7 protein-coding genes are annotated in these 6,127 nt (G+C 67.3%); 1 reads left to right on the top strand and 6 read right to left on the bottom strand.

Annotated features, from left to right (window positions below):
* Window positions 1-62 precede the first annotated feature (62 nt).
* From DK459_RS10215 to DK459_RS10190, 6 genes are all read right to left on the bottom strand, one after another.
* Window positions 63-788, bottom strand: a complete 726-nt coding sequence (locus tag DK459_RS10215) for an amino acid ABC transporter ATP-binding protein (RefSeq protein ID WP_006388587.1) — start codon at window positions 786-788, stop codon at window positions 63-65.
* Window positions 785-1,501 carry an amino acid ABC transporter permease gene (locus tag DK459_RS10210; protein ID WP_020925283.1) on the bottom strand — a complete coding sequence of 239 codons (717 nt, stop codon included), beginning with the start codon at window positions 1,499-1,501 and terminating at the stop codon, window positions 785-787. The genes DK459_RS10215 and DK459_RS10210 overlap by 4 nt, the downstream gene beginning before the upstream one ends.
* Entirely contained in the window at window positions 1,502-2,203 is a 702-nt protein-coding gene (locus DK459_RS10205) for an amino acid ABC transporter permease (RefSeq protein ID WP_020925284.1), read from the bottom strand.
* 28 nt (window positions 2,204-2,231) lie between these two features.
* Entirely contained in the window at window positions 2,232-3,059 is an 828-nt protein-coding gene (locus DK459_RS10200) for an ABC transporter substrate-binding protein (protein ID WP_006388583.1), read from the bottom strand.
* 68 nt (window positions 3,060-3,127) lie between these two features.
* Window positions 3,128-4,345, bottom strand: a complete 1,218-nt coding sequence (locus DK459_RS10195; RefSeq protein ID WP_110134699.1) for an aminotransferase class I/II-fold pyridoxal phosphate-dependent enzyme — start codon at window positions 4,343-4,345, stop codon at window positions 3,128-3,130.
* Complete coding sequence (locus DK459_RS10190; protein WP_110134698.1) at window positions 4,342-5,016, bottom strand: RraA family protein; 675 nt, start codon at window positions 5,014-5,016, stop codon at window positions 4,342-4,344. The genes DK459_RS10195 and DK459_RS10190 overlap by 4 nt, the downstream gene beginning before the upstream one ends.
* A gap of 166 nt (window positions 5,017-5,182) precedes the next feature.
* On the opposite strand from DK459_RS10190, the gene DK459_RS10185 reads away from it, so the two are divergent.
* Entirely contained in the window at window positions 5,183-6,079 is an 897-nt protein-coding gene (locus tag DK459_RS10185) for a LysR family transcriptional regulator (protein WP_006388580.1), read from the top strand.
* Window positions 6,080-6,127 lie beyond the last annotated feature (48 nt).

The raw sequence follows: 6,127 nt of genomic DNA, 5'->3' as shown, positions 1-6,127 counted from the left end.
CCATCCCCCACCGACCCCGACACGCGCGACTCAAGAACCCAACCCCAAGCGCAACACCCCATTCACCTCCGAATCTCAGCCAGAAACTTCCGCGCCCGCTCCGTCTCCGGCCGACCGAAAAACGCCTCCGGCCCAGCCACCTCCACAATCCGCCCCGCATCCATGAACCAGACCGTATCGGCCACCTCCCGCGCAAACCCCATCTCGTGCGTCACGCACACCATGGTCATGCCGTCGCGAGCCAGGCCCTTCATCACCTGCAGCACCTCGCCCACCATCTCGGGATCCAGCGCGCTGGTCGGCTCGTCGAACAGCATCACCGGCGGATTCATCGCCAGCGCCCGCGCGATCGCCACGCGTTGCTGCTGCCCGCCGGACAACTGCGCCGGATAGGCCTCGGCCTTGTGCGCCAGGCCAACGCGGTCGAGCAATTGCATCGCCCGTTCGCGCGCCTCTGGACGGCGGGCGCGTTTCAGTTGCAGCGGCGCCAGCATCAGGTTCTCCAGCACCGACAGGTGCGGAAACAGGTTGAACTGCTGGAATACGAAACCGATGTGGCTGCGCAGCGTGTCCAGGTGCACCTTGCCGCCGTAGATGTCCTGGCCATCGACCTCGATCACGCCCTTCTGGATAGGCTCCAATCGGTTCACGGTGCGAATCAGTGTCGACTTGCCCGATCCGGACGGGCCGCACACCACCACCACCTCGCCGCGGCGCACCTGCGCGGTCACGTCGGCCAGCGCCTGATAGTCGCCGTACCACTTCTGCACTTCGGAAAATCGGATCATGTCGGGACCACCTTGGGAACGGGTGCGCGGCCGGCGCGGCGGCTGCCGATGCGCTTTTCGGTCAGGTGCACCAGGGCGCTCAGGCCGAAATTCAGGATGAAATAAGTCAGCGCCAGCAACGCGAACACTTCGAACGGTTTGGTCAGCAGCACGCTGTTGATCTGGTTGGCGGCGTACGTCAGTTCCTGCACGCTGATCACGTAGGCCAGCGAGGTTTCCTTCACGGTCGAGACGAACTGGCTCAGCATGCTGGGCAGCATGTTGTAGAGCGCCTGCGGCAGAATCACCCGGCGCATGGTCTGCATGTACGACAGGCCGAGCGCGCGGCCGGCCTCCTGCTGGCCGGGGGGCAGCGCCTGGATGCCGGCGCGGATGATCTCGGCCAGGTAGGCGCTTTCGTAGCACACCAGCGCCACCACCATCGTCGTGGTGCCCGCCACCGGCCGGCCGATGATGAGCGGCACGAAGAAGTAGGCCCAGAAGATGAACATCAGCAGCGGCAGGCCGCGCACCAGGTACACCATGGCCGAGGCCGGCCAGCGCAGCGCCCGGTATGGGCTGATGCGGCCCAGCGCCAGCAGCACGCCGCAAGGCAGGGCCAGCGCCAGGCTGACGGCGGCCAGGCCCAGCGTCGCGGCCAGGCCGCCGATCGGGCCATGCGGATACTGGCCGATGAGCAGCAGCAGCCAGTTGTCTTTGAGGATATCCCACATTCAATGGCCTCCCAGCGGACGGTAGCGCCGCTGCAGCAGCGCACCGCCGCCCATGATCAGGAACGACAGCAGCAGGTAGATCGCCGTCACCACCGCGTAGGCCTCGAAGGTGCGGAACGTGTAGTTCTCGATCTCGCGGCCGGCGGCGGTCAGCTCGGCCACGCCGATGGCCATGGCCAGGCTGGTGTTCTTGACCAGCAGCAGCGTCTGGTTCAAGAGCGGCGGGATGGCGATGCGGAAGGCCTGCGGCAGCACCACGCAGCGCATGGTGCGCAGAAAACCGAGGCCCAGCGCGCGCGCCGCCTCGACCTGGCCCGGCGGGATGCCGCGCACCGCGCTGCGCAGGTCTTCGCAGACATAGGCCGACATCACCAGGCCGATGGCGATGCACGACAGGATGAACTCGCTGCCATGCGTGTTGAGCCAGTCGGTGGCGGCCTGTGGCAACAGGGCCGGCACGCCGAAATACCAGAACAGGATGTGCACCAGCATCGGCACGTTGCGATGGAAGGCCACGTACAGCGCGATCAACGCGTTGGCCACGGGCGAGCCCGTCAGGCGGATGACCGCCAGCAGGCTGCCCACCAGGAACGCCAGGATCCAGGCCAGTCCGGCCAGCGCCAGGGTGGTGACGAGCCCCCTGAGCAGCCAGGCCGGGTACTCCCCCTGGAAGATGGCGGAGAAGTCGAAGACGTAATGCATCGGCGAAGGCTCCGGCGCGCGCGGCGCGTCAACCCTTGATCGCTTCGATGCGGAAGTCGCGCTTCATGTTGAACGGGGTGCCGGCGCCGAACCACTTGTCGAAGATCTGCGTCGCCTTGCCCGAGGCTTCCAGGCCGTCCAGCACCTTGTTCACCTGGTTCAGCATCGCGGTATCGCCGCGGCGCACGCCCATGCCCCACGGCTCCACGAACAGCGCGGGTTCGAGGATCTTGGCCGGCACTGCGCTGCTCGCGGCCTGCTGCTTGAGCTTGACCAGCATCAGCTCGGAGCCGACAAAGCCGCTGACCTTGCCCTGCTGCAACGCCAGGAAGGCGCCGCTGGGGTCCTTGAAGGTCACCGGCTCGACGTTGGGGATGAACTTGCGCGCGCCTTGTTCCGACGACGAGCCGCGCACCGCGCTGACGCGCTTGCCGGCCAGGTCGGCGGGCGCCTTCAGGTCCTTGTCCGATTCACGCGCCAGCACCTTCTGCAGGCTCACGAAATGCTGGTGCGAATAGTCGATCTGCTGCGCCCGCTCGGGGCTCCAGCCCAGGTTGGCCGCGACCACGTCGACGCGGCCGGCGATCAGTTCGGGAATGCGGGCCTCGACCGCGATCAGCTTGAGTTCCAGCGGCACGCCCAGGCTGTCGGCCACCGCCTGGCACATGTCGACCTCGTAGCCGACGATGGCGCGGGTCTTGGGGTCCTGGAAGCTGAATGGTTCGGCCGTGCCCATGGTGCCGCAGATGAATTTGCCGCGCGCCTTGATGTCCTGCAGCGTGTCCGCGTGGGCCGCGGGCGCCAGGGTGGCGGCCAGGCCGATGGCGGCCGCGCAGGTGATGATCCAGTGCTTCATGTCGATTCCCTTGAAATATAGGTATGGGTACTGCCAACAATGGCGGCCCCTGCGCGGGGCCGTCGGATTCAGGTCAGCCGGCCGCAGGCCTGGGCGATGCGGCGACAGCCTTCCTCGATGTTGTCCATCGAAGTGGCGAAGCTCAGGCGCAGGTAGGGCGACAGGCCGTAGGCCGTGCCGTCCAGCACCGCGACGCCGGCCTCGTCCAGCAGGAACATGACCACGTCCAGGTCGGTGCGCATCAACGCGCCGGCCGGCGTGCGTCGTCCCAACAGGCCCTCGACGTTGGGGTAGACGTAGAACGCGCCCTGCGGCCGCGGACAGCGGATGCCCGGCACCGCGTCCAGCAGCGTCACGATGCGGTCGCGGCGCGCGTGGAACACGGCGGCTGCCTCGCCGACGCAGGCCTGGTCGGCGCTCAATGCCACGCGCGCGGCGGCCTGGCTGATGGCGCTGACGCAGCTGGTGCTCTGCGAGATCAGCGTGGCCATGGCCTTGACCAGCGTCTTGGGGCCGCCGGCATAGCCCAGGCGCCAGCCGGTCATCGCGTAGGCCTTGGAGACCCCATTGATGGTCAGCGTGCGCCCGGCCAATTCCGGCGCGACGGCGGCCGGCGACGCATGGCGCGCGTCGCCGTAGGCCAGGTGTTCGTAGATTTCGTCGGTCATCAACCAGACCTGGGGATGGCGCGCCAGCACGTCGGCCAGCGCGCGCAGTTCCGCCGCGCTGTACATCGCGCCGGTCGGATTGGATGGCGTATTCAACAGCAGCCACTTGGTGCGCGGCGTGATGGCGCGTTCCAGCGCCTCGGGCGTGAGCTTGAAGCCGTCGGCCTCCGGGCACGCCACCACCACCGGCGTGCCGTCATTGACCAACACCATGTCGGGATACGAGACCCAGTACGGCGCGGGAATGATGACCTCGTCGCCGGCCTGCACGGTGGCGGCCAGCGCGGTATAGAGCAGTTGCTTGGCGCCCACGCCGACGATCAGTTCGTCAAGCGCGTAATCCAGCCCGTTCTCGTGCAGGAACTTGGCGCGCGCCGCTTCCAGCAGCGGCCGCGAGCCGGCCGACGCGGTGTAGCGGATGTCGCCGCTGTTCAGCGCGTCGATGCCGGCCTGCACGATGTGCGCCGGCGTCGGCAGGTCGGGCTCGCCCACGGTGAAGTCGATGATGTCGCGCCCCTGCGCCCGCAATTGGTCCACCCGGGTCTTGGCCGCCATGCTGGGCGAAGGCTTGATGGCGCGGGCGCGCGCCGCCAGGAACTCCGTATCGGCGCCGTTCATGCCAGCCCCTTGGCGGCGAAGGCAGCCTGCATCCAGCTTTGCGTACGCGCGCCGGCGTCGATCTCGGCCATGATGCGCGCCTCCTTGTCGGCATGCGCGCGCGCCGCCGCGATCAGCGCAGGCGCCTCGTCGGCCGCGAAACTCACCAGGCCGTCCTCGTCGCCCACGACGATGTCGCCGGGGTGGATCACCTGGCCGCCGATGGACACGGGCACGTTGACCTCGCCCGGGCCGTCCTTGTAGGGGCCGCGGTGGATGTGGCCGCGCGCATAGCAGGGAAACGCGTCGGCTTCGAACGCACCGACGTCGCGAATGGCGCCGTCCACCACCACGCCGGCGCAGCCGTGCGCCTGCAGGTAGCGTTTCATGATCTCGCCCAGCACGGCGTTGGACAGGTCGCCGCCGGCGTCCACCACCAGCACGTGGCCGGGCTGCACCTGCATCATGGCCTTGTAGATCATCAGGTTATCGCCCGGCCGGGTCTTGACGGTGAGGGCGGTGCCGACCAGCTTGCCGGCGCGGTTGTAGCGATGCAGCCCGGCGATGCCTTCGCGGCGCGCCAGGTTGTCGCTGAGATGCGGCGTGACGATGCCGACCAGCGCCTGCAGGATGGAGTCGGGGGCAACGGGAGCGGCCGGCAATATGCGCGTGCCGGTGATGAGGGTGGCCATGGCGGTCTGCGTAGTCCTGAATCGAATGAGTCAGACCGAATGGTCGGCGCTTTCGGCAATCCGAAAAAGGGATTAAATTTCCACGAACTTCATCCCTTTTAGGAATATAGGGGTTAGCCCTTATCGGAAATTTCGGAATGAATCAGACTGTCGCGCGGAACCCCGCATGCTGACCTTCAAACAGATCGAGGCGCTCTACTGGACCGTGCGCCTGGGCACGTTCTCGGCGTCGGCGCAGAAGCTGCACACCACCCAGTCGGCCATCACCAAGCGCATCCAGGAGCTGGAGGCGGACTTCGACGTGGCCCTGTTCGACCGCTCCGGGCACCGCGCCGAACTGACCGCGCGCGGCCACGAGGTCTATGCGCTGGCCGAGGAAATGCTGGGCCACCGCGACCGGCTGCTGGTGCGCCTGAAGGGCCAGCACACGCTGACCGGCACGTTCCGCTTCGGCATCACCGAGATCACCGCGATGACCTGGCTGCCGGCCCTGATCCGCCTGCTGCGCGCGCACTATCCGCGCATCACGCTGGAGCCGCATATCGACCTGGGCGCGGACCTGCAGAAGCGATTGCAGGCCGGGCAATTGGACATGGCATTCCTGCACGGCGAATTCGCCGAGCCCGGGCTGCAGGTCGTGGCGCTGCAGCGGCTGGAGTTCGCCTGGATGGGCAGCCCCGACATGATCGACCCGAGCCGTGTCTACACCCCCGCCGACATCGCCGCCCTGCCGCTGTTGCGGCAAAGCCGCGAGTCGGGCCTGAACATGATCTACGACGGCTGGCTCAAGCCCCATACGCCGGCCAGCAACATGTTCACCATCAACAGCCTGATCGCCATGGCGGGCCTGACCGCGGCCGGCTTCGGGGTGAGCTGCCTGCCGCGGGATTATTTCGCGGAGATGGTGAGCGCCAGGCAACTGGTGATAGCGCGGACCAGCACCGCGGCGCCGCAATCGGTGTACTGCGCGATGTACCGGAAGGGGGCTGATGACGCGTTTTGTGAGAGTGTGGCGGAGGTGGCGCGTAGTTGTTGTGATTTTTCTTCTAATGGGCGGCATTGAGGCGGGGGTTTTTTGTGTCGCGGGGTTGGGTTCTTGAGGCGCGCGTGG

This window comes from Achromobacter sp. RW408, from assembly GCF_003184165.1.
Taxonomy (GTDB): Bacteria; Pseudomonadota; Gammaproteobacteria; order Burkholderiales; family Burkholderiaceae_B; genus Achromobacter; species Achromobacter xylosoxidans.
Note: the sequence above shows the minus strand (reverse complement) of the source record. Positions and strands in the feature narration are given on the sequence as shown.